At 48.8% G+C, this 23,919-nt stretch carries 25 protein-coding genes and 1 pseudogene; 4 read left to right on the plus strand and 22 right to left on the minus strand.

The window, feature by feature from the left end:
- Positions 1–10: 10 nt before the first annotated feature.
- The 5 genes from XYCOK13_RS17925 to XYCOK13_RS17945 all read right to left on the minus strand — a co-directional run bounded on the left by XYCOK13_RS17925 (position 11) and on the right by XYCOK13_RS17945 (position 4,976).
- Positions 11–976, minus strand: a complete 966-nt coding sequence (locus tag XYCOK13_RS17925; RefSeq protein WP_213413621.1) for a carbohydrate ABC transporter permease — start codon at positions 974–976, stop codon at positions 11–13.
- A 27-nt stretch (positions 977–1,003) separates the two neighbouring features.
- Positions 1,004–2,347 carry an ABC transporter substrate-binding protein gene (locus XYCOK13_RS17930; protein WP_213413622.1) on the minus strand — a complete coding sequence of 448 codons (1,344 nt, stop codon included), beginning with the start codon at positions 2,345–2,347 and terminating at the stop codon, positions 1,004–1,006.
- A gap of 82 nt (positions 2,348–2,429) precedes the next feature.
- Positions 2,430–3,428 (minus strand): metallophosphoesterase family protein, encoded by a 999-nt coding sequence (locus XYCOK13_RS17935; RefSeq protein WP_213413623.1) that lies wholly within the window; start codon positions 3,426–3,428, stop codon positions 2,430–2,432.
- A 216-nt stretch (positions 3,429–3,644) separates the two neighbouring features.
- Positions 3,645–4,292, minus strand: a complete 648-nt coding sequence (locus XYCOK13_RS17940; protein WP_213413624.1) for a GntR family transcriptional regulator — start codon at positions 4,290–4,292, stop codon at positions 3,645–3,647.
- A gap of 126 nt (positions 4,293–4,418) precedes the next feature.
- Positions 4,419–4,976, minus strand: a complete 558-nt coding sequence (locus XYCOK13_RS17945; protein ID WP_213413625.1) for a hypothetical protein — start codon at positions 4,974–4,976, stop codon at positions 4,419–4,421.
- A 248-nt stretch (positions 4,977–5,224) separates the two neighbouring features.
- Here XYCOK13_RS17945 and XYCOK13_RS17950 point away from each other — a divergent pair, with 248 nt between their 5' ends.
- Positions 5,225–5,683 (plus strand): hypothetical protein, encoded by a 459-nt coding sequence (locus XYCOK13_RS17950; protein ID WP_244865244.1) that lies wholly within the window; start codon positions 5,225–5,227, stop codon positions 5,681–5,683.
- A gap of 78 nt (positions 5,684–5,761) precedes the next feature.
- Here XYCOK13_RS17950 and XYCOK13_RS17955 read toward each other — a convergent pair whose 3' ends face one another.
- The 3 genes from XYCOK13_RS17955 to XYCOK13_RS17965 form a co-directional block, all read right to left on the minus strand.
- Positions 5,762–6,166 (minus strand): VOC family protein, encoded by a 405-nt coding sequence (locus XYCOK13_RS17955; RefSeq protein WP_213413626.1) that lies wholly within the window; start codon positions 6,164–6,166, stop codon positions 5,762–5,764.
- A gap of 141 nt (positions 6,167–6,307) precedes the next feature.
- Entirely contained in the window at positions 6,308–7,918 is a 1,611-nt protein-coding gene (locus XYCOK13_RS17960; RefSeq protein WP_213413627.1) for a hypothetical protein, read from the minus strand.
- On the minus strand, positions 7,902–8,621 hold the full coding sequence (locus tag XYCOK13_RS17965) for an ABC transporter ATP-binding protein (RefSeq protein WP_213413628.1): 720 nt from the start codon (positions 8,619–8,621) through the stop codon (positions 7,902–7,904). Before XYCOK13_RS17965 ends, XYCOK13_RS17960 begins: the two co-directional genes overlap by 17 nt.
- A gap of 211 nt (positions 8,622–8,832) precedes the next feature.
- On the opposite strand from XYCOK13_RS17965, the gene XYCOK13_RS17970 reads away from it, so the two are divergent.
- Positions 8,833–9,564, plus strand: coding sequence for a DUF3880 domain-containing protein (locus tag XYCOK13_RS17970; RefSeq protein WP_244865245.1), 732 nt, complete (start codon positions 8,833–8,835; stop codon positions 9,562–9,564).
- Between the two features lie 9 nt (positions 9,565–9,573).
- Positions 9,574–10,290: an NTTRR-F1 domain gene (locus tag XYCOK13_RS22465; protein ID WP_506017333.1), complete on the plus strand. Its 717-nt coding sequence runs from the start codon at positions 9,574–9,576 to the stop codon at positions 10,288–10,290.
- On the opposite strand, the gene XYCOK13_RS17980 is transcribed toward XYCOK13_RS22465, so the two are convergent.
- The 12 genes from XYCOK13_RS17980 to XYCOK13_RS18035 all read right to left on the minus strand — a co-directional run bounded on the left by XYCOK13_RS17980 (position 10,217) and on the right by XYCOK13_RS18035 (position 19,380).
- A complete protein-coding gene (locus tag XYCOK13_RS17980) occupies positions 10,217–11,065 on the minus strand; it encodes a twin-arginine translocation signal domain-containing protein (protein WP_213413629.1) in 849 nt (282 codons plus the stop codon). The genes XYCOK13_RS22465 and XYCOK13_RS17980 overlap by 74 nt on opposite strands.
- A gap of 18 nt (positions 11,066–11,083) precedes the next feature.
- Positions 11,084–11,671, minus strand: coding sequence for a TetR/AcrR family transcriptional regulator (locus XYCOK13_RS17985; RefSeq protein ID WP_213413630.1), 588 nt, complete (start codon positions 11,669–11,671; stop codon positions 11,084–11,086).
- A gap of 162 nt (positions 11,672–11,833) precedes the next feature.
- Positions 11,834–12,823, minus strand: coding sequence for an SPFH domain-containing protein (locus XYCOK13_RS17990; protein WP_213413631.1), 990 nt, complete (start codon positions 12,821–12,823; stop codon positions 11,834–11,836).
- An 18-nt stretch (positions 12,824–12,841) separates the two neighbouring features.
- Positions 12,842–13,639, minus strand: a complete 798-nt coding sequence (locus XYCOK13_RS17995; protein WP_244865247.1) for a TPM domain-containing protein — start codon at positions 13,637–13,639, stop codon at positions 12,842–12,844.
- Positions 13,636–14,667 (minus strand): TFIIB-type zinc ribbon-containing protein, encoded by a 1,032-nt coding sequence (locus XYCOK13_RS18000; protein WP_213413633.1) that lies wholly within the window; start codon positions 14,665–14,667, stop codon positions 13,636–13,638. The genes XYCOK13_RS17995 and XYCOK13_RS18000 overlap by 4 nt, the downstream gene beginning before the upstream one ends.
- 29 nt (positions 14,668–14,696) lie before the next feature.
- The gene (locus XYCOK13_RS18005; protein WP_213413634.1) at positions 14,697–15,362 is read right to left on the minus strand and encodes a PspA/IM30 family protein; all 666 of its coding nucleotides are present in this window, start codon (positions 15,360–15,362) and stop codon (positions 14,697–14,699) included.
- Between the two features lie 76 nt (positions 15,363–15,438).
- Positions 15,439–16,476 carry an alpha/beta fold hydrolase gene (locus tag XYCOK13_RS18010; protein WP_213413635.1) on the minus strand — a complete coding sequence of 346 codons (1,038 nt, stop codon included), beginning with the start codon at positions 16,474–16,476 and terminating at the stop codon, positions 15,439–15,441.
- Positions 16,477–16,489: 13 nt separating this feature from the next.
- Positions 16,490–17,494 carry a leucine-rich repeat domain-containing protein gene (locus tag XYCOK13_RS18015; RefSeq protein WP_213413636.1) on the minus strand — a complete coding sequence of 335 codons (1,005 nt, stop codon included), beginning with the start codon at positions 17,492–17,494 and terminating at the stop codon, positions 16,490–16,492.
- Between the two features lie 102 nt (positions 17,495–17,596).
- A complete protein-coding gene (locus XYCOK13_RS18020) occupies positions 17,597–18,013 on the minus strand; it encodes a hypothetical protein (RefSeq protein ID WP_213413637.1) in 417 nt (138 codons plus the stop codon).
- Between the two features lie 127 nt (positions 18,014–18,140).
- Positions 18,141–18,554, minus strand: coding sequence for an HNH endonuclease (locus tag XYCOK13_RS18025; RefSeq protein WP_213413638.1), 414 nt, complete (start codon positions 18,552–18,554; stop codon positions 18,141–18,143).
- A gap of 291 nt (positions 18,555–18,845) precedes the next feature.
- Positions 18,846–19,085 (minus strand): cold-shock protein, encoded by a 240-nt coding sequence (locus XYCOK13_RS18030; RefSeq protein ID WP_213413639.1) that lies wholly within the window; start codon positions 19,083–19,085, stop codon positions 18,846–18,848.
- A gap of 94 nt (positions 19,086–19,179) precedes the next feature.
- A complete protein-coding gene (locus tag XYCOK13_RS18035) occupies positions 19,180–19,380 on the minus strand; it encodes a cold-shock protein (protein WP_213413640.1) in 201 nt (66 codons plus the stop codon).
- Positions 19,381–19,821: 441 nt separating this feature from the next.
- On the opposite strand from XYCOK13_RS18035, the gene XYCOK13_RS18040 reads away from it, so the two are divergent.
- A complete protein-coding gene (locus tag XYCOK13_RS18040; protein WP_244865248.1) occupies positions 19,822–20,763 on the plus strand; it encodes a ribose-phosphate diphosphokinase in 942 nt (313 codons plus the stop codon).
- An 87-nt stretch (positions 20,764–20,850) separates the two neighbouring features.
- On the opposite strand, the pseudogene XYCOK13_RS18045 reads toward XYCOK13_RS18040, so the two are convergent.
- Together XYCOK13_RS18045 and XYCOK13_RS18050 are read right to left on the minus strand one after the other, a co-directional pair.
- Positions 20,851–22,147, minus strand: a pseudogene (locus XYCOK13_RS18045) (hemolysin family protein).
- Positions 22,148–22,897: 750 nt separating this feature from the next.
- On the minus strand, positions 22,898–23,806 hold the full coding sequence (locus tag XYCOK13_RS18050) for an Abi family protein (RefSeq protein ID WP_213413642.1): 909 nt from the start codon (positions 23,804–23,806) through the stop codon (positions 22,898–22,900).
- Between the last annotated feature and the right edge of the window lie 113 nt (positions 23,807–23,919).

Raw genomic sequence — 23,919 nt, forward strand, 5'->3', positions numbered from 1 at the left:
GTACCCCTTCCTAGTTATCGAAGAAAGCCAGCTTCTTCGTCAATCTCATAAATAACAACGCAAGTATGCCGAAGCCCATGAAGAATACGACCGCTGCCGCAGAGCTGGCCCCGATATTGAATGTCTGGAAACCGTAGGTCCACAGCAAATAATAAATATTGGTTGTAGAGTTGAATGGTCCGCCCTGCGTCAAGACATTAATGTAAGCAAAGCTCATCTCCGAGGCGAACAGGATGCTCATTAGCGTCATGAACAGGATGGTGGGCGACAGCAAGGGCAAAATCACATGCCATATAATCTGGAAGCGATTGGCCCGGTCCATTCTGGCCGCTTCGATATACTCCTTGTTGATGCCGGTCATCGCCGCCGAGAAGATGAGGGTGCTGAAGCCGATCAGCTTCCAGCCGGTAATGAACGTGATTGACCAGATAGCCCAGTTCTCATCTGTGAAGAAGCGGATCGGCTCCTGCAGGTGAAACAGCCCCGCCAGCCCTTCGTTGACGATGCCATTGGTCGGATGCAAGATCCAGCGCCAAATCGACGATACCGCAACCGGCGCCATAATCATCGGCAGAAAAATCAGCGCGCGGTACAAGTTGCCGACCCGCTTGGAAATGTTGTCTGTCGCAATGGCAATAATGAGCGGAATAAGCAGGGAAAAAGGCATAATACCCAGCGTATAAATCAGCGTGTTGCGCAACGCGATCCTCATGTCCGGCAGGTCGAACAAATTCGCAAAGTTTTGCAAGCCCACGAATTGCTTCGGTGAAGTGGGAAGCAGGTTCCATTGATAGACGCTAAGCTGAAAGGTTTCAATTAGCGGCTTGTACACCCAGAAGCCGATTGACAGGATAGCCGGGAGCAGATACAGATAAGGCTTGATATGGTCGGGCTTCAGCCGGAACGTCTTGCGCTCCTTCGTCTGCGGCTTGACTCCCGCCATACGCCGGGCCGTTCCTGCTGCTTCGATGCTCATGTATATCCATCCTCTCTATCTCTGCTCTTATTGCACAAGCGACTGTGCCCTTTGCTGGGCATCTCGCATAATGCCCTCCACCTCGCTGGCATCGCTCAAGATGGCTTTCGCTACGGCGTCAAGCAGGATGTTCTCAATTTGTCTCCAATTCGGCCCGGGATAGGACACCCATTGCTGCAGGTGGTCGAGCTGTTCCAGGTTCGGCTGCACGAGCGGGTTCTTCTCTACCCACTCCTTCAAATACTGCGGGTCGTCTACAATAGACGGACGCAGCGGCAAGTAGCCAAGCTCGGAGGTAATAATGGTATAGCCGCGCTCGCTTGTAGCGAATTTCAGAAATTCATAGGCAGCCTGCTGCTTCGCCGTATCGTCAGACAGAATAAAGAGCGCGCTGCCAGAGTTCACCGGCGCTGTCGGCTTGCCTTCGAATGCCGGCATCTTCGCCGCCTGCAGCTCCCAGCCGCCAGCTTCAGAAGAGGCTACGAATGCGCTTTGCAGCGCGCTGGTGAATAAGAACATGCCAATCTTGCCTTGGCTGAACGCTTCGATTGCCTCGTTGTCGTTCATCTTGCTGTTGGCGCCGCTGTGTATGAGATCCTGCCACATGGCAATCGCTTCAATCGCTTCGTCTTCGCCGAACAGGATCGTCTTGCGGTCATCGGACAGCACCTTGCCGCCATTGCTGCCGATCAGTCCTTGGATAATCCAATCGTTGCCCGCCGCCCCGCCTACATGCATGCCTTCGGCAGCGGTGTTCCGGGCGATCTGAAGCCCATATTCCTTCGCCTCTGCCCAAGTTGCCGGGGGCTGCTTCGGATCAAGTCCCGCTTCCTCGAACAATGTCGCGTTGTAGAACAGCACCGGCGTGCTGAACGTGAATGGCAGACCGTACGTCTTCCCGTCCAACTGTCCAAGGCTAAGCCCGTTCGGCGAGAAGCCTTCGAAATCGGCGGCCAGCTGCTCGGCGGATACGATATCCTCCAGCGGCTTGGCATTGAAGTTGTTCACAGCGAAGTCCAGTCCGTCGAATACAAGCTGTGCGATATCCGGTGTAGTACCGGCAACAATGTCCGCCTGTACCTTGGCATTAATGTCCGTGGACGGAATCGGTACAGCTTCGATCTTGATATGCGGGTAAGCCTCTTCAAATTCGCTAATCAGCTTCTCTGTGCCCGCAATCTGGCTTGCGATGGCCAGGTTATAGCTGTAGAACGATAACGTCACTTGCTCGTCCGAGGACGATCCTGCAGAAGACTGCCCGTTGTTCATGGATTGGGCCCCGCCATTGCTCGTGCCTGCGCTGCCGCTGCAGGCTGATGTGATCAAAGCCAGCGATATGAGTGCTGCTGCCCACCTTTTTTTGCGTATCATGTCGTTTCCCTTTCTCCCTTTATTTTTTGTTCTGCTCCTTGCAGACACATAACTTGTCTATATGCGCTTGTCTTGCCACCTGTTACCGATGAGCGCTATGGGCCGGCTGCGGCTCATAGCTTTCCACTTCGCGAATGCCGTCCAGTTCAATCACCCGGTAGGAAGGCTTGCCGTTGCGAACGTTCACCCACAGGAACAAGTTCTCGCTCTCGGGTCCAGTGCCATGGGCATGTCCGCCCGTTCTTCCCATCTGAATCCGTTCCTGGCTTCCTTGCAAGGAGTATTCCATCGCGTGCAGATGACCGGCAAAAATCGTATGATTCCGTCCCTCGAGGAGCGTTTCCAGCTTGCGGTACTGCTCGCTGTCCGATTTCCAGCCAGGCTTGTGCATGCTGACGAACGTCCACTTCGCATCGCGGTTGTCTGATAACACACGCTCGGCGAAGGCCAACTGCTCATCGCTGATGGCAAGGTCGATTCGGGACAGATTTCGCAGCTGGTCCGGCGGCAGCATGCTCATAATATCGTTGAAAAATTGCTGCATGTGGGCAGCCATATTGTCCGGGTCTTGCTGCACTTTCGCCGTAGCCTTCTTGATGATGTCGATAAATTCATCCGGAAATTCCGAAGGCGGATCCTCCGTATTGAGCACGAGAAACAGCGCATCTCCAGCGCGGAAGGCATAGTATTCCAATCCCTTTCTCTCGCGCCATACGTCCCGCATCATCATGCTGCCGTAATCATGGTTGCCCACAACCTGGAAAAAGGGAATCCCGCTCGCCGCAATCTTCGCGTCCAGCTCTTCCCACTCCGCACGAGCATCAGCAGCATGCTTCCAATAGCCCTCAATCAAATCACCCACACTCATAACAAAATCCGGTTTCAAATCTCTCACAATGTCCAATGCCCGTTCGAATACGCCAGCCGTTGCCATCCCGCAGCGATCGCCGAGCACGACGAACGAAAAGTCATCCTTCGCAAGCTCGGGCAGCTGCCCGAACCAGGGACGCAGCTCTGTGTTGAACTGGGATTCGTCAATCCAAACTTTCGCAGGATGCTTGTCCGCTTGATTGATTGCCATAACGTAATCCTCCCGCCAGAAATTTAATGTAGGTATGCTTGTCATTCCGATATTAAGTATGCAGGTTGTATGTAAGTGGATTGTTATCGGGGTCTAAAGGATATGTAAAGATTCCGGGGAAGGGATTGACAGTGTGCGGAACAAAAAAATGGCGAGCAGGACGTCATGCCTGCACCGCCATTTCGCTGAAGTGGGGATGGATTCATCGCATTTCGATCAGATGATGCCGCTCAACGAGAGCTGCTCCTGAGTAATTCGGTAATTCTCCAGGACGGCCTGCTTGGCAGCCTCGTAATCTTTGCGCTTCAGCGCTTCATAGATTTTGCCGTTCGTGACGCTGGCCCACTGCGGCTTGTGCTGCGGGAACTGCTTGCGGAACGTGACCATGCGGCAGATGAACTTGCTCTTGTAGAGCTGCAGCAGTTGAAGCATCTGCTCGTTGCCGATGGCTCTGATAATTGTGTCGATACACATAATGGAGCTTTCATAATAACTGACGTAATCATTGTTCTCTCTCGCCATATCCAGACGGTTCAGGTGGGAATCCAGCGCATCCAGATCAAAGACAAGCTCGCGTGTCTTCGCCATGTCCAATACGAACACTTGCATGGATACAAGCACCTCATGAATTTGACAAAACTGCCTGAACGATATTTCCTTGACCAGTACGCCGCGTCCCTTGAAGCTTTCTACTAGTCCTTCCCGCTCCAGCAACGAGATCGCGGCACGCACCGGTGTCCGACTCATACCCAACTCTCCGGCCAGCTCATTCTCGGACAGCAAGATGCCGGGCATGTACTCCGCCCGCACAATCCTCTCCTTGATTTGATCGTAAGCTACCGTTTCCAACGAAATCGACCGCATAGTGGCTCTTTCCTTTTTTGTCATTTGGGATTGATCGTAACAAAAAATATACAGAATTGAAAAGTGAATATTTTGTAAACCTCTTCCACGCTCTTGCAAATTTATGGCGCAAGCATAAGGGAAATTCTAGCCCTCTCCTTGCAACTTCTCGCCGCATTTTTTCATAAACCGCATCAATACCAGCATCAATATAATCCCCGCGAGCAAAAAGCCGATGATTCCCACGATGAACAAAGGCGGGACGAAAATCAGGATGAACATGAACATGATCGCGATCTGGTACACCAGGAAATACGACCATTTCTGCGCCGCCTCCTCCCGGATGTCGAACCGCTGCTGCTTGGACGCCAAATCCTGAATGCCCATAAACAAGTGGTACACAACAACCAGAGTCAATACGAGCGAAACCAAACTTACCACCATGCCAAGCGAGTCTACATGAATGCCTGGACCTTGGGATGGGGCAGGCCGCTCGTAGAAACTTAATACGGATACAATGATCATCGCCACGTTGTAGGCTTTAACCTTTGCAAAATATGGGCTATGCTCGGCAAGCGCTGCAAATCCGATAGCGAACAGAATAAACCCGATGACATCTGGCGCTATATCGAAGCCCTGAACCCTGAAGTCGAACATGATAAACAAGAATCCCCAGAAAAACTTGCTGAAACCTTCTTTGATCATATGGTTCTCCCTTCCCAGTCTGTCAATCTTAAAGAGTATGATGCTTCAATATTGGATTTGACAGTTTCCTAACAGTATAGCAGAAAACTAGCATCATTCTACCAATACGCAGGAGCCGCACCCGCCGCCATTAGGTCTCTTGGAGATGACCCCCTGTTCAGATAACTTTTGATCGGGCATGGGCAAGCACCCAACCAACATGAGGACTCCTGTCATAACGTTATATTATTGTGAAAAGGAGCATGCATATGGCTACAATACCGCGTTATCCCCAAAGATTTCTCGACGAGCATGCAGCGTGGCATCGGAATATGAGCATGAATGCGCGTGCGGGAGACGGCATCGAATTTCTCAGATTTCACCGGGACTTCATGCGGAAATCCTTAAGATGGTACAACAAGCAAGGACTTAGCCGCAGAAGAGTGGCGCCCTGGCCATCCATTCCCCTTGACATAAAGAGACATCCAAGATGGACTCCAGGACTTCAGGCAGCAGAAGACCGGGTCACCAGAAACCTGGGGTCGTTTTCATCCGCGGACGAATTAGGCCGATTTCTCCTCACCTCATTTCTGCATGACACCGTTCATGTTATCGGAGCGGAAGTATATGATGACCCTGACTTCGGTCAAATCGATCTGGCGCCGAGAAGCACGCTATTTTATAATTGGCACGGGCTTATTGATCGTTGGTGGGAACAGCGGGAATAGCGGGAATAGATGTCAGCAAACATAAAAGGGTACACTCGGCAAAAAACCGAATTGTACCCTTTGCTCATGCCATGATGTTCAAGCCTCGTGGCTGAATTGCCATTCGATGTTATACTTGTCCGTCACCATGCCATAACACTTGCTCCAAGGCGTCTCCTGCAGCTCCATCTTGACGGAGCCTTCCTCTTTCAGCTTCGAGAATGCATCCCTGATAGCCGCCTCATCACCGCTTACATACGCAAGTGTGAAGTTGTTGCCCGCTTGAAAAGGCGCCCCAGGGTAATTGTCGGAAATCATTAATTTGCCTCCCGCAATTTCCAAGTACGTATGCATGATCAAATTTTCTGATCCTGGAGGCAAGTGTTCTGAGTTCGTGGATCCGAAAGTCAGTAATTGAGGCTCTTCCAAACCGAACACTTGGGCGTAATACAAAGCTGCTTCGCGGGCGTTCCCGTCAAAAATCAAGTATGGATGCAATGCCATACGATCACTCCTTGAATTTATAGTTCTTCCACCGAAATTCTAACATAACGATCCCCACAAATCAAACATATGTTCCTGTCCAGCTGCTGCAGACCCTTTATGCAGGGCCTGCAAGCTGGTGGTAGCAATAAGCTGTCAGCGCTACTTCACTCTGAACGTATGATGCGCATACTTGCGGACGATTACGAGTGCAAGCAAGAAATAAACGCATGTAATCGATAAGACGACGCTCGTGAAGGCAGCAGGCGGAACAGGGAAGAAGAGCGCAAATCCGCAGGCCCCTGACACGACCATTGTCACGATGAAGTACAGCGGATTCTTCACGTTCAAGTCCGTGGAATTAGGCTGAAACATATAATAGAGAAACAGATGATGGATGGTAAAAAAGACGGCCAGCGCTGCTATGCTGAGCCATAACAGCACGGTATCCACCTGTAGAATGCTCCCGTCTGCCGAGAACGTCGCCAGCGTCAACACTCCCCCTAACACAGCTGCAATCAGCAAATTCTGGCCAATCATCTTGCGTAGTCGGATCAAGAAATGCTCGTAAGCTGCGCTTCGATAGAAGCTGTAACGGGCTAAGCTGATATCGCAATTGTAGAACATCGCTCTGCACGTTGTTCCGCCTACCGTCAAGACGCTCAGCGCGACAGGCAAGAAGGGGAAAAACAACTTCAGCTCCAGCTGTAAGAACTCCAGCTGCATACGGCCCATGACCAACATAGCAATTGTGCTGATGATTCCGGCAGCCGCCATAATCGCGAGCCGCTTGTAGACCGGACGGCTGACTACGCTGCGATGCCTTGCGAAGAAAATTGCGTTAAGATAGGCGTAGCCTTCTTTGCCTTTAAACGCCTCTCGCCGCAATGTTTCCTCTGAATAATCGCTCTCCTTGGCTGCAACGCTCGTTTTTTGGGCATCTGCAACCATGCTGCTGACGTTCAAGTAAGGATCGTCCCGCTTGGTTGCGGCATCCACAGCCTCACGGAAATGACGGTACCTCGCAAGCTGAACGCCCGCCCAAGCCCCCAGTGCAGCGATCACTAGCGTCACTGTCCCATGCATGAGAGCCGGTCCAATTGTCGGCGCCTTGGCGAGAAAGAGCGGCAAGTACGCAACGATATAGCCTGCAATAATGACGAGCCAGACTACAGCCACTTGCTTAACCAATACAATCCCTGTCTTCTCAAACAACTTGAGATGGAAATATTCGCACAGCACTCTCCACGCTGTGACGGAAACCGCAAGCAGCACTGCCTGCAGCGCTGTACCTTGCAAGAGCAGCACGAATACCAGCAGGGCTGGTACGTAGCTGACTAGAAACACGACGTAGCGATAGGATAAATAGGCGCGCATATAGTGCATGGGCGACATTCGCATCAGCTTCACCGCTGCATACTTTTCCCTCTTCGGTTCCAGCACATTGGCGCTGCTGACTCCTGCAACTAGAAAGCTGATGATCGCAAATATGTGAACGAACAGCGTGAGCGGCTCGTGAGCGTACGACAATTCCTTCATAGCCATCACCGGCAAATAGACAAGGAAGTACAGGTACAGCAGCTTGGATACAAGGCTCCACAGCAACAACACGGCAAAAACAAGGACCGCGACCGAACGCTTCAGATCCGTTCTTGCATAAACGGAGTCCTTGATCGCCTTGCCAATCAAGGGCAGCTTCTGAACATAGTAGAAAAACAGATTGATCGCCGAAGACGTCCGTATTGCCAACAGCGTACTAAGAACCTTCAACATGGCTCTCATCCTTCAGCAGCTCGATGATGCTCTGCTCGAACTCCGGACTGCGCAGCAGTTCAGGCGAAACAGATGACAACCGGCCGCGGTTCAAAATAACGAGCTCATCGCAAAGGTCCGATGCCAGTTGCAAAATATGGGTAGAGAATATCAGGATATGGTCGCGCTTCATCTCGCGGAGCAGCTTCTTCATCTCCAACGCTACAATAACGTCAAAGGAAGTAAGCGGCTCATCCAACAGAATGACCGGCGGCTTCGTGATCAAGAACAGCAGCATCTGCAGCTTGTTCTTCATGCCGTGCGAGTACCCTTTGATGAGTCGATGCCGCTCCTCCTCCGCCATGCTCATCATATCGAAGTATTGGTCGATCGAATAGTCGATCGGCACATTCCGGCGGCGGTTAATATCGATGAAAAACTTAACGAATTCATAGCCTGTCAGAAACTCGGGCAGGATCGGCAGCGAGTAGACGTAGCCAACATCCTGCTCACGCAGCTCGCGCGTCACGCCGTCCGTCTCCAATAAGGCTTGGCCGCCATCCATCTTCAGTTCGCCGCTCAGGCAGTTGAACAGCGTTGTCTTGCCTGCCCCGTTCCGTCCTAGCAGGCCGTATATCTTGCCTTTCTCGAATCGATGCTCCACGTCCTGGAGCACCTGCTTCTCGTTGAACTTCTTCTCTATCTTGTCCAGTACCAGTTGCAATAAAATCACTCCTTCATCAAATTATACGGTTAGCTCGTCAAGACGTTCCAATGCAGCTGGTCAACCACATCTTGCAAATGCCAAAAAAGCAAGAGGCATCCTTCCGAATCGGATGTATGCCTGTTTTTTCCGATAATAGACTCGCGTCCTAGGCCAACCCCTCTCCTCCCACATACATTGCTTACATATGATTAGCAGGAGGGGGGAAAAAGTGCGTATTCTTGCTCTTATGACATTCGACATTTTCAGAAACTCATTGGGAGCCTCCCTTGAGTCTCTGGGTCACGAGGTTCGCTATCTCGGCAAATTTGATGCAGAATTGCTCGCGACGACGATCAAGCAATTTAAACCTCACATGATTGTCGATATGGGTTGGGATATTTGGCATGTCAACGCGGATCTACGGTCCATCGCCAAAGTCATCAAGAAGGCCAAGCTGTTCCATCTCTACTTCGCCGAGGAGGATTGGCTGCATTTCGCTCGCTGGTCGAAGCGGTATTGTGAAATCATGCAACCGTCCTTCGTTCTAACACGCAGCCCGCTGTGCATTCCCGCATATCGGGATATGGGCATCAGGGCCACATACTTCGATGTCGGCTGCAATCCGTCGTTTCATGCCCGCCAGTCTGTTCACCCTTCTTACGCCTGCGACGTGGCCATCGTGGCGAACGGCAATTTCACACTGGGCGAGATTCGTTATAAAAGCGTATATGATCTTGTCCTCCCGCTTTTCGATCAGCCCTATCAAGTGAAAATCTGGGGACGCGACTGGTCTGGTATCGGTCGTTTCTATCCCGGGAGAAAAGCGCCGCCTTCCTTCCTGCAAGGCAAGCTGCCCTTCGATAAGACGCCGACAGTTTACAGTTCGGCGAAAATTTGCATCAGCATTCAAACGTGCGACGACCAGCTGAGCAACCGGACGATGGATATCCTGTCTAGCTGAGGATTCCTGCTGACTTCCAACACGAAAGCAGTACGCGAGAAGCTGCGGCCGGGCAGCAACTGCCAAGTTTCTTCCTCGCCATCCGAAACATTGGCGCATATTCGGCATTACTTGGCCAACGAGAAGGAGCGGGAGTCCATTGCCCAGAAAGGCCAAGCCTACGCGATTAAGCGCTTTTCATATTTAAACACCCTTAAGTCCGTCTGGCCGGAAGTCATGCTGGAGTGGAAGCGAAATCAAAAGCCGCGGGCAGAAGCTTCATTAGCCAATCGGCTCAAAGACGCGAGCTTTTCCAATGGGGGTAGCTGGTTAATGCATAATGCCCAAGCAACAGACCTTTATCCGCGCAACGGAGCTCGGGTCGTGCAGTTCGAACCCGGCGAAGCCAACGCCTATATCCAGCAAACCTTCGCAGTGACACCGGGGAAACATTATCTGATCCGGTCGCAGCTGGCCAAAGTAGGCAAAGGGATCGGGGCCCCGGTTAACATTCTGCTATACTGGTATGATGCCGCTGGCCAACTCCTCGACACGGGTCTATATGGCTCCATGTTCCCGACTGATTTCCCCGATGCCGCAAGCAATCAATGGTTTTCTTACCGGGCCATTACGACGCAAGTGCCCCGTCATGCAACACATGCCCAGCTTCTGATCAACAAGCTCGGCTATAAGGGCAGCGTGCCGCTGCTAGTGGCCGATTGCTCATGTACCGAATATGAGGTGTGACGAATGTCGTCCCGTCCTTGAAGCGCTGGATATCGTCGCGGTCCTGTCTATACCAGAGATGGCTGTCCCGCACCTGATCCGCATCCTGAATGATCGCTTCCGTCGCTTGGATGATCAGCTTCCCTGCCTGCTCCCTCTCATCCTGATCCGTATGCCAAACAAGCTTGGCTGCAGAAAAATCATTGCCCAGCGCGGTTATCTCGCGCAGCAGGACATCCGATAATGGCTTCTTGGGGTCATAGGCTCCACGATGGGTATGCCGCTTCGTGATCATATGAAATAAATGCGATGCGTGAGGAGTCCTGTCTGCCAGGGATACCTCCGCAACCTTCACCTGATCCAAGCCGCCCTCCAGCAAATGCACCTGCGGTTCATACCTATGCGCCTGCGCAGCCAAGCTCAGATTCTCTATGGCACAACCAAGGCTGATATACATTTCCCGATAGTAAGGGTCCATGGCGCCTATATTTCTGGAAATATCCGCAAACAATTCAATCTGGTCGGACTGTACGCGAAACAACCAAGGCTGTGTGTTATGCGCATTGGCTGCCAATATGGCATACTGAACAAGCCGAAACGGATCTTTGACAGATCGTTCCTCATCCTTTACGGGTTCGAAGCTCCATGGCTCGTAGGCCGGTCCCTTCCCTGTAGCAAAAACGCCTTTGTCGACTGCCCGATAAAGCCCTCCTCCAGCAAGCAAAACCAGTGCTGCGCCCGAAACCTTTAAGAAGCCCCTTCTTGTTACTTTCCCTTGCGATTGAGTAGGTTCCACAATCCGTCCTCCAGTTGATTATTGTCGGTTCTCCAGATACGGCGTCAAAATGGCCCAAATCAGATTAATCCCTTCCTTGAACCCTGCTTCATCGACCACTTGCCCGTTCATTTCAAGAAAGGACAGCCAATTGTTGGCAATGATCCAGCATGACAGGAGCAGCTTCTCGATCTTCTGGGGATCTGCCTGCATATGCAGGACACCGTCTTCCATGAATCGCTGGACGAAAGCCTGCTGTTCTGCAAGGCGAGTTTCCATCATGGCGGTATGCTGAAGCCTCAAGGCCTCATCTGCTTGAAATAGGGACAATGCCTCCCGATAAAAAAATCGATAGCGCCACAAAAGATCAAAGTTCATAAGCAGCCTCTGCTCGAGATGTCGCTGTTCCAATTTCACCTGTTCAGGAAGCGTCCATACCTCGCTCCATTCCTCGTACATATCAAGCAAAATAGCCCCGATGATCTCAGATTTACTCTTGAAATGATAATAAAGATTGCCGGGACTCATCGCTGCTGCTGCAGCGATATGATTGGTCGATACCTTCCCGACCCCCGATTCGTTAAATAGCTGAACCGCGGTCTGCAGAATGCGTTGTTTCGTATTCAAGTTTTCATCACCCATGTCTTTAGAGTAATTACTCTAAATATAGCCGGGCTTATGCTTCCTGTCAATCTTTGATGGCCAATAGCAAAACCCCAACCTCATGCGGTTGGGGCAATCTCTTTCATTATCTCGATGTGACTCAGTGTTTAGCCGGATAGCAGGAAGCTAGCCTAGCTTATGACCGCAATTCGGACAGAAGTTGGCCCCTTCATTCTTCGAGCCGCAGTTCGGGCAGAAATTGGGCTTGGTCGATCCGCCCGAGGATGCAGGCGCAGAATCAGGAGGGCTTTTCTTTCCCGTATCGGTCTGGTTCCCGTTCATATTTTTCATCATTTCATTCGCCAGGTTCATCCCCATCATCATGCCGGCCATGTCCGAGGCTGCGCCTCCTCCCTGGACTTTGCCCGAAGCAATGCCATCCGTCATGCTTACCTGCTGATACTTCTGCAAATTGCCGATCATTTCATGGGATGCTGTCTTCGTGATCATATCTTGAATTTCCTGAGGATAATTAAAGCTCATCACGCGAAAGTCCGTGATCGTCATCCCGTTATCCAGCATTTCCATGTCCAGATCCTCGCGAATCCCTCTGGCAATATCCGCTGCATTCGCCTGCAAATTAAACATGTCCTTGCCTTCCCTGCTGATCCACTTCATTAACAGCTGATCCAGAACCGCAGTGATGCGAATTTTCACATCCTCAACCAGGTAGCTGCTTTTCATTCCTGCAATTTTATCAATGAGCGTCACGTAATCGTTCACCTTGAACACGAAGGTGCCGTTGGCTCGAATTGGCATGCCGCCTGGCAGCTGCGGAGTCGGAATCAGAATCGGATTTTGCGTTCCCCATCTGACGGTAAATTCCTTCGTATTGACGAAGAGAACCTCCACCCTCATCCCGCTGTTAAAGCCGAACTTGAATCCCTTCAACGTGGACAGGAACGGAATAATCTCCGAATCAATGCTGTATTCCCCATCATCCTCGAATATCCCTTCAATTTTGCCGTTATTCACGAATATTGCATCTTGACCGGGACGAATAATTAATTTACTGCCCTTCTTAATTTCCCGGTTCCCCCACTTCCAAAAGATCATATCCTCCCGAAACTCTTCCCACTCCACCACATTCGCAAATTGATTTCTGAAGAAAACCATCGCACCCATTCCTTCCTGTTAAAATGACCCGCGACTTCCGCTATGCGAGTGACCGCCTCCGGTCCTGCCGCCTCCTCCGCCTGAGCCGCCGCGTCCATTGTTTTTGGGAATTTTGCTCCTTGTCGTCGTTGTTCGTATATACTGATCCCGCTTGGCCGTCACACCAGACCGGCCCGTATCCTCGTAAGTTCGCCGGTTGACCGTTACACGTCCGCCGGAATGATAGAGCATAATGCCTACAACGATTCCTGCAACGCCCAGAGAAGCGGCTAATTGGATCCATCCGTTAAATAATGGATTGTCCGGATTAACCCCCGGACGGATTCCCATATATTTATACGAGGTTGTCACATACGTCTGGAAAGCGCGAGCATAATTGCCGGCTGACAAATCAGGGGTGATCTTGTTCCGTATGCGGTCGAGCCTGTCTTCATCCAGGTATGTCTTCGCGTTATAAAACCCGGCCAGGTACACCTCTCTGTTCCGCATATCCATTGTCAATAGGACGGCATTGCCATGAGGCTTGTCGTAACCGGGCGCATGCGCATCGTAAAAATCCTGAGTCAGCTTCATCACATCGATGTTGTCGGGATTCCGGGTAGTAAATATAAGAATGTCTGTTTCTCTTCGCGCCCCGTAATCGCTAGCTAATTGGGTAAGCTCTTGTACTTCCGTCTCATTCAGCAATCCCGCTTCATCGTAAACAAGACGCTTGCTGGTTGCTTCCTCCGCTTCCCCTGTCAGCAGCATCCCGGGAACCGCCAGTAATACGGCTATCCAAATGAACACAGCTGCCATCGTTCGCTTCCTGATCACCAGAATCCTCCTCCCATCGCCCATGAAATCAGCTTGAGTGAGAGGAGAGAGACCCCTGAAATGCTTCCAAACCATGCAGCCACCTTAGCTTTGCTAATCGGAGGCTTGCCAACGACCTTGCCCGTCTGACCGTTCATGGCAAATGTGTATGTTTTTCTATTATAGTCATAATGCACCGCCCAAACCGGAAGCAGCACATACTCCGCTTGCTTCATGCGAGTATCGACTTGCTTATTCGTATTCGTAACAGTGGTATACCCTTTCATCGTAGATTTGATATAAGCATCGATAAATTGGCTGATTTTCTGCTTGGCTCGAGGCAGAAGCTCCTCTTCGTCATGACTGTACTTTTCCGCAATGTAGCCGGCCAAATAGGGTGTCTTAAAGTTTTTCAGTTGATCGTAAGGAAACGGCTCCAGCTTATCCATCAATTCATCGTTCATCTTCTCTGCCGCGTCAATCGGCACTTTGACATAATTCAAGCGGATCTGCCGATATATATCGTAATGTTGTGTTTCCGTAATCCGATAGTCGCCCTTCGTGTAAGTTCTTACTCTGGTTCCGCGAGCATGGACCTCAATCTGATTATCCAAGTCATACAACCAGAACGGGACATAGATACCGGTGATGCTCTGAATCCGATTCGCGGTCATAAAGCCGCTAGGCGTCAACCGTCCGTTCCTGCACCACTTTCGAAATGCTTGTATCGCCTCATCCTTGCTGATTGAGAAGGGAATGATCTTCGCCGGAGCCAGCTTCCCGGTCAGCCGATCCCCAAGCACAACGGCCGAGCCGCAGAAGCTGCAGGCCGTCGCAGTCGTCTCCGCTTCCGTAATAATAACCGCTCCGCAGCTCTTGCAGTGATATTCGTTGGCCTCACCCTCTGTGAAGGTGCTCTTCTTCAAGGGATCGGGAATGCTCTCGACATTCTCTTGGCTTCCACAGCTCTCGCAGTGAAGCATCCCTGTATTGCTGTCAAATACCATGCTGCTGCCGCAGCCAGAGCACTTATACTCCATGACTGGCATCGATTTCACCTCTCCTGATGAAGAGACCGCTATTGCCTATTCTTCATCTTTTCTTTGATTGCAGCCAATTCCTGTTCAGGATTGGGACTGTCCGCCTTCTCCTCGTAAGGAGCCAACAGTTCATCCAGATCATCCGTCGTCTCCTTTCGGAGCTCGGCAATGGCCATCGCTTCATCATACGCCTGGTTCACCTTGGCCTCCAATGCTGTGAATGCCGAATCGGTACCGCTTGTGGCTGAACCCCTCGCATTGGCCTTCTGCTGCGCCTTCGCGGCCGCCAGCCTCACCTTCAGCTCCTCCAGTTGACTGAGCTCCGACGCCAGTTTGTCCTGCATCCGCTTCAGGTTGGAAACGTCGACAGCCGCTTTGTCCAGCGCATCCCGAAGCTCAGGAAGCTTCCCGGCCTGCGCTGCCTTCATCTCCAGAAACCTCATCGCTTCCCGATCATTGCCGGCTTCTACCGCTTTCTCTGCGTAGCGCTGCAGCTTGTCGATTTCACCCTGGCACTCGCTCAGAGCCCGCCTAGCCCTGCGCTCATTGGCTGCTATGGAGGCCATCTCCGCCTTCACCTTGCCCAAATCGCCGCTCACTGTCCGCGTGTAGTCAGCGATTTCTTTCTCCGGGTCCCCCGTCTTATTCAACAGAGCGTGTATATTGCTCGCCATAATCTCCTTGAACCTCGCCAATATTCCCATGCTCAACCTCCTGCTATATTGGGGTTTACTATATAGTACCTCTTTTGCAGGAGGAAGGTTTCATAATAAAGATTTCCTATAAACGTGAAACGCTCTCCTGCAAGTGCTGAATGACCCTTTGCTCATTTTCTCTGGCATCCTCTATATGAAAAGTATGCGACGATTTATCCGACCAATAAAGCTTCTTTCCCTTCGGCGCATCCAACTTCTCCACATAACGAATGAGCAATTCCGGCATCACGTGCTTTTCTTTACTCCCATGGATGAACATGACTGGCATTTGCAAGGCAGGCACATCCTTGAAAAAATCAAACGTATTGATATCATCAATCATTTGTGCCGTATAGGATAGCTTAAACCCGCGTACAAGTGAATTATAGATATCCTTGAGGGAATAGTCCGGGGAACGCAGCATAATTTTGAAGATCGAAAAGTACGTAGCTGACTGATTGTCCCCCGCGTCATAAAACATGGACTTGTTCCTGAATTGCCATTTCCGTATAACCGCCCACTGTTCAAAACTTTCCACATAAGGGGGTTCCCCTACTTCGACTAGTTCCTTTAGTAATTTTCGATTATTCGTTTCTTCTGCAACCTGCAACAGCCGCTTGTAGCTGAGCTTGTCGTTCTCAACCCAGCTTGTAATCTGAGAGAATGCGGTGTAGGACATGTACCTCTCTGGATACTTATACGCGAGAGACAAGCCTATCACGCTCCCCCATGAATGGGCTGCCAGATGGATTTTGTCTTGCTGGAATCGTTGTCTTAAATAATCCGTTACCTCTAGTCCGTCCTGGATGAATTGCTTCAGATGCATCGTCTCAGATGGAATATGCTTGGAATAAGATCGGCCCGTGCCGCGTTGATCCCAAAAAACCAAAGTAAAATTGCGGATTAATTCTTTGGTTGTCATGACCAATGCATAATCGGAGCCACGGTTAGAGACACCGGGGACAGGCATGCTGGGCCCTCCATGAATAAAGAGCAGCACTGGGCTGCCCGGCTTTTCCGTCTGTATGAGGAGGGACTGGCTGACGCCTCCGATGGTGACGATTTCAACTGCACTTATCCCTGGGGGCGAAATCTTAAAGTCTGCACTGCTAAATAGTTTCATAGGCCGCTCCATTTCATCCGTCATTTTTCATCAACATGCAAGTTTCCAGGTATATCATCTCATCTAATACAGGGGGTTTGGCTTGGATCATATTGTTGGTTAGGTTAAGATGCCTCAGATTTTTCAATCGCTTCAAGGTTTCAGGCAACCCTCGCAGGGCGGTATATTGAATATCCAAGGATTCCAGGCTCTGCAGCTCGCCTATTTCAGTCGGGAGCTCATTGAAGTGCACCTCTTCCTTCCTAATTATAACACCAGTTTCGGGCGTATCATGATAACATCCGCAATAAATCGCGAGATGCTTCAATCGCTGCAGCCGTTGAATGGCGCTCGGGAGATTATGCATATTGGTTGTCCATAAGGTAATACTCTCTAATCGGGTCAAATCGAAGAATCGATCTGGCAAATGGTCAATGTACTGTTCAAACAGCTTTAATGATTTCAGACTGCGTACCCGACATAGCTGCTCCGGGATTGTCTTGATGCCATAACCGGAAATGTCCAGGTATTCCGCCTGATGCCATTCAGCATCGGCCAACAATTTATCCAGCTCTTGATTGAACTGCCCTTTGAGAAAAAGTCCTTGAATCTCCGCGGATAACCTCTCGGCCTCATCTTCCGTTACAAGTAATCTCATGATACCTTCGTGAGCAATAGTAATGAGCCAATCTTGCTCCTCATGATCCAGAAAGCATAGATCTTCCGGCAAGCGGGGATGCTGCCAATCCAGCAAGGAATTGGAAAAAGACTTGAGAATTGCAATAGAGGCTTCATGACATGCATAGAAGTAAAGCCAGTCATTCGGAGAATACGCGATGCTAAGTTGGTGCTGCAGTGAATTATCCGTCCTCACTTTTTTCACCAGGTAAGGAGCAAGCTTCTCCAAAACCTCATAGTGTGAACCATTGTGGGCCAGCTGCTGACGCACGGCCAGCACAAACAGCGGCGAATGCTTCGCCGCATAATCCAGCAGCTTGTGGTAAGCCTCGCCTTTGGGGTTGTTGTAAATTTGGATCAACGTGTACCCGCTCCTAATTGGTGCATAATAAAACCTTTCACAACAATATCTACTCCCTAAGAAACGTCCTAATCCCTATCCCTTAGCAAGATTTCAGTAAAATTAAGATATCCGCTTTTTAAGTCTCATTGCGGCCGCATTAAATTGTCTGAGCAAACTCTTTCCTTCTTTTGCCCATTCTTCGATATCATTGTACGGGATATCCATTTTGGCAAAATCATGAATAACTTCGTTCCTTCTATCTCTCCATGCATCCATTGTGTCTAGAAGCGATGTATCAAATGCTGCCCTTGCAAGACTATTCGTTGCAGTTAACGTCTTCAATTTATTAATACAATAATGCATTTTTTGCCACCGATCTATCGTGCACCCAAATTTCGTTAATACGGATATGAGTCTTTCTTCTAATATAGCGTAATATATGGTTGAGGCTTCGATGCAATAACCATTATCCAAAGCCTTATCTGCTCGTTCTATAAGTCCCTCAAATCTTTTTCCTTTTGCCGTATGTCTAGCCATTACTATCCCCTCCATCCATATCTGCTGCTATCTAAAGTTAACTAAATTGGCGTGCAAATGACAACTGTCAGTTTCGGCCGTCAAAAAAAGAGCACCCAAATAGGTGCTCAAATAACGCAATTCGTCCTTAGCTTATCCGACGATGGCTATATCTGGCTTTAACGATACGCCAACCGATCTGGAGAAGATTCGGCACGGTCTGTGCGTTTTCTTTCAAATATCCGAACGCTGAGCGGTTTCCTCGCCTCGAATTGCATTCGCTGCAGGAAGCAAGCAAGTTGTGAGGAAGATCGGAACCGCCTTTGCTTGAAGGGACAATATGGTCCACGGTCGTGGCGGGTTCTCCGCACCACATACAGGTGTAGCGATCTCTTCTTAATGCAGCCTTGCGATAATCCCGGAATCGTAAGGGGTTGTACAAAAGTTGGATGGTCTGCTCGTCGATCCAGACAGCACGGCTTCGGTTCACTTCACGCCAAGCCCGATGCGGCAAACATGGAGTTAGTTCCTGACCATCCGTATTGCGTACCGTTATCATCATCGAAACCTCCTTCAATCTTGTCAGTCATAACCACTGGTAATGGTTGGTGGTTATGTATGGAGGTGTCCTGACTTTCGATGTTTATTATAGCAGACAATCCACGCAATTGGGTCGATTCCAGGCATCCAAATTTTATCTGAATGAATGTATGGTGAAACAAAAAAAACACCTTGCACGGCGCCTCTGTTTATAGAAAAGGCAGTGCAGGGAATATTCCCCCCGCACCGCCTAAATTCGCTGGATGTTCATCAAGCGAACTGTCTCACAAGTGAGCGCGCTTCTGGAGCTTGCTCACGTGGAACTCTTTTGTTGGTTCTTCCTGTGAAGCTTTACTTGTTGATCCGACGAGATTAATTTCGGCAGGAGTTTTTCGCTGCTGGCCATGGGCGACTTACACTGTACACATACAGGGTTTTCTTCAAACGAGTAGCTTGCCCTGATCCAACCATTACATCCTTCTTGCGTACAGGACCAAATGGCCGTCATTTCTTCAGGCAAATTCTCCAGTGGTCTTTTCCAAGAACTGAGCAACGGATCTCCCCCTTAAAATTGTATCTTCTCAACGCAATGCCACTTCGCTTTGTACAAAAAGCCCCAAACCGCAGTTTGGGGGGCATAGAATTTCTTACAGTTTTACGACATTCTCAGCCTGCTGGCCGCGATTGCCTTGGACCACGTTGAACTCAACGCGTTGGCCTTCATCCAGCGACTTAAAACCGTCGCCTGTGATGGCGCTAAAGTGTACGAAGACATCGTCGCCGCCCTCCACTTCGATAAAACCAAAGCCTTTTTCGGCGTTAAACCATTTAACTGTTCCTATTTGCATATAAACACCTCCATTTTTATACATGAGCTTCTTATTTTGGTTCAAATAAAAAATTCACATATTGCATCAAGTATCCCCCGCCTATCTCCGCCAAGCCAGCCAGAAAAAAGAGAACTACAGCAGTAATCATGATTCCATTCTCCCGATCATTTGTTTAGAAGCAAATTTGAAAATGTTCGGTTGTAATACATGCGTTTTCATACACCGTTCTCCCAACATCTCATTATATTGTGAGAGCACAAGCCCCCACTCCATATTTACGTTCCATATGCAGATTCGTATCCAATCCGTTTCAGGAATGACTTTGTAGCCAGATAAGCGTCTATTGTAAAGACGATGCTGCTTGATTCACGACCATCTAGTGCGAACCCCTATAGATAGGGTATAATACAACTATTGTAATTGCACGGATGAAAAGCAACTTAAACAATGGAGGCAGACATGGAACATATGAAAATTTTCTCAGGAACTTCGAACAGACCATTGGCCGAAGCCATCTGCAGTTATTTGAACATGGAGCTTGGACAAGTAGAAATATCCCGCTTCAAAAGCGGCGAAATTTATGTGCGTTATCAGGAGTCTATCCGCAACCATGACATTTTCATTGTCCATTCCCTTTCACATCCGGTTAATGAAAATTTGGTTGAGCTGATGGTCATGATTGACGCTGCCAAACGGGCATCGGCCAAAACCATTCATCTGATGATCCCTTACTTCGGCTACGCCAGACAAGCCAGAAAAAAAGCGCCCCGCCAGCCGATTTCCGCGAAGCTATTTGCCGATGTCCTCACTAAGGTAGGGGCGCAACGCATCATTACGGTTGATCTCAATTCAGATGCAATTGAAGGATTTTTCCATATTCCTGTCGACCATTTGACCGCACTCGATCTCATGATCCATCACATCGAGAACCTTGCTATACCTAACCCGATCGTGGTGTCTCCCGATGCGGGACGCGCCAAAATGGCAGAAAGGCTGGCCAACCGGTTGAACGCCCCTTTCGCCATGCTGATCAAAGGCCAGTCCCATCCGCATGAAGCCAAGAAGCTTCAACTCGTTGGAGATGTTGAAGGGCTAACCCCCATCATCGTGGATGACATTATCGATACGGGGGCAACCGTGTTGAACGTGGTCAACGAGCTGCATCAAAATGGCGCACTTCCTTCCTATCTCTGCGCATCACACGGCCTATTCTCTGACGACTGCATCAACCAATTAAGCGATAATCCCTACATTCGGCAAGTCATCGTTACGGATACGATTCATCATCAACTAGAGGACAACCCTAAATTTACGATCTTGAGCATGGCTGAAATTTTCGGCACCGCCATTCAGATCATTATGACGGGCGGCTCAATCGATAAGCTGGTGAATCGGAAGTAAACGCCGCGATACTTTTGCGTCTTCTCGCCGTCCATTTCAACATAAAAGATGCGAGGCTCATGAAGTATTGAGCCTCGCCTTCTCGTGTTAACCATTCGCATTGGTCACTTGAGTTATTTGAACCCTGCGAATTCGATGTTTCTCTTTTTCTAGGACCGTAAAGGTTAAATCATCGAACTGCCATGCAGATCCTTTTTTTATTTCTGGATCGCGGTTGTTTAGCCATCCTCCCAGTGTATCGATCCCTTCACTCTCGATAGACTTCTGGAATAGCTCATTGATGTGAGTCATGGATACTTTACCGTCTATAACATAAGTATTTTCCCCGATAAGCTCCACATCATTGACTTCTTCATCATCAAATTCATCTCGAATCTCGCCAACGATCTCCTCGAGAATATCCTCAATGGTGATCATACCGGACGTCCCGCCGTACTCATCTATCAGAATAGCGAGGTGTATACGTTTTTTTTTGCATTTTCTTCAAGAGCTCTTTAATAGGCATTGTCTCCGAAACAGTAAGAGCTGGACGTATGATGGATGTAAGGTCAAACTGCTCATGATTCATATATTGCATAAAAAGTTGCTTGGCATTTACTACCCCAATCACATTATCTTTATTTCCACTGACAACAGGATAACGAGTGTACTGTTCGTCTTTCATCACTTTCAAATTATCTTCCAGCGTGTTCTCAACATATAAGCAAACCATATCGGTTCGTGGAATCATTACTTCTCTCGCCAACAAATCATCGAAGGTGAAAATTTTGTTAACAAAACCATATTCCGATTTATTGATCTTCCCACTGTTATAGCTGTCCTCTAAAATAATTCGCAATTCTTCTTCCGAATGGGCTTCTTCATGCTCTTTGGCGGGCTTAAAGCCAAGCCATCCTACTACACGGTTGCCTGAACCGTTCAATAGCCAAATAAATGGATACATGATCTTATAAAACCAAATAATCGGTTTTGCAAGTAATAGCGTGGTAGCTTCCGCTTTTTGAATCGCTATCGTCTTAGGAGCTAATTCGCCGATAACAACATGCAAAAAAGTAATAAAAGAAAAGGCAATCACGAATGAAATAACCGAAACCACTCCGCTCGGCAATACAGGCTCAAGAAGCGGATACAGCAATTTTTCTACCGTTGGTTTGCCAAGCCAACCCAAGCCTAAAGCTGTTATCGTAATACCCAACTGGCAAGCTGACAAGTATCCATCCAGATTACTCGTTACTTTTTGAACAGCCAGCGCATTTTTTCTTCCTTCAAGCACAAGTTGATTAACACGGCTCGGACGCAGTTTTACAATCGCAAACTCAGTCGCAACGAAAAATGCAGTTGCCAGGATCAATACAGCCACCAAAACTAAATTGAATGATATCATACAATCTCCTCTGACTAATTTTGTGATCGAATTAACTTATCGCGACCACATGCTCTAATTATATGAATACATTCCTTTACTATACAATCGACAAAAAAGCTGCCCTTGACCGATTATCGCTCAATTTAGACTTATTCAACATGAAAAAAGTACCGGCTCATTTATTATCGATGCTTTAACAGAAATATCTCGCGGTCTTGTGATAAAACCCCGGCGAAATCCCTCACCGAGGAATCCATTCAGTCCGTCAAAGGCAATGGAATCGATGTCCAGATCCAGCTCGTAACCAAACAGGCTGTTTATACGCTGTTGGCAGCACAAATCAATATCGACGGCATTTCGGCGCAGGTTGGAACAGACGTGAAGACGTCCTCTTTGAGAGTATTGGTGAGGCGAGGGGATTTGAACCCCTGTCCGAAGATATCGCCACATAAGCTTCTACGGGTGTAGTGACTTATGAAGTATTCGCCTAGAGCGCTGCTAAGTCACCCACTACGCTTTAGGCTAGTCTGATTGTCTTCTTCCGCTAGCCCCAGACGGAGACTAAACGGCGTATCCCACTAAAGTTGAGCCCTAGTCCAGTTTTGAAGTCCACGCAGCCAGTGTGGTATACGCGGTGGCCCACAATGTACCGAAGTGTCCGAAAGCCTACTTCTGTCAGGCATTCGGGCACTTTTCCTTTCCTTATGCGACCCTTTTTCCGAGTATTATCAGCTGTTTGCTACTACCAAATACGCATGTCAAAACACATTATGTATAAGAAGTATCTGTTGGGATGGAGCGGAGATAGTTTTCCCAATCTTCTGGGAAACCTATTCTGTATAATTCACACACATGATTATAGTGATCGAGCAGCGAATTCAACTCTGTAATCCAACTACTCCACGTGGTCTGGTCTTGAACAAGGTACTTTAAAGTGAAGATTGCCCCAAATAGCGTATTTGGCTTGATCTTTAATTTTTGAGCGTCGAAAGTAAGAGCCACTTGATGAGTCAGCTTGGTATCGTATATTCTGGAAAAATGAGCGCATCGATTTCGCAGAATACATAAGGAATGCAACCAGCTATCCATAAGCTTGTTCGTCTTCAAGCCAAATTGTTTACAAATCACCCGTTTATCTTCTGGTTTCATATTAGTGTACAAAATGGATAAACTGGAGAACGAAAGCACTTCAACCGCAACCCAGATAGGATATCTTTGGCGATAGTTGTGCTTATGATGTGAAACAAATATTTCTTTGCTTCGATCCAGTTCTTCGTACAATTTGGAGATAAACTTATCGTAATCAATGGACTTTCGAAAAGAAAAATTTACAGGTTCGTTGTAACATTCCACACCGTATTTATGAGCAAGATGATATGAAATCAATGAGCGCATACTTATTTCTACATATTCAAAGATGTCCAACAAAAGAGACCGTAAACGCATATCGAAATGATACAGGTCTACAATGTTTTCGAAAGTCGTCCCTTCCCTGTACTGATTTTCGTCCAATTTGTAAGGAAGCAAATAACCTGTTAAACGGTAATAATTGATTCGTTTTAGTATCCCTACGGCTTTAATCTCATCTTGAATGATCAGGCCACGATCTTTGAATTTATCGAGCATTTCAGTATAAGTCGCAGGAGGCTTTAAATTTGTTTCATGGTTTCCGTCCACATTAAGCACCCCTGAAAATAAAATGGCCCGCCCAGTTTCGCATTGTTAAGAGGCGCGGGCGGGATCTGTTAATGCAAGTATACGGTATGAAGAACGGGTCTGTCAAAGATTTT

Origin of the sequence: Xylanibacillus composti, from assembly GCF_018403685.1 — a bacterium.
Lineage (GTDB): Bacteria > Bacillota > Bacilli > Paenibacillales > K13 > Xylanibacillus > Xylanibacillus composti.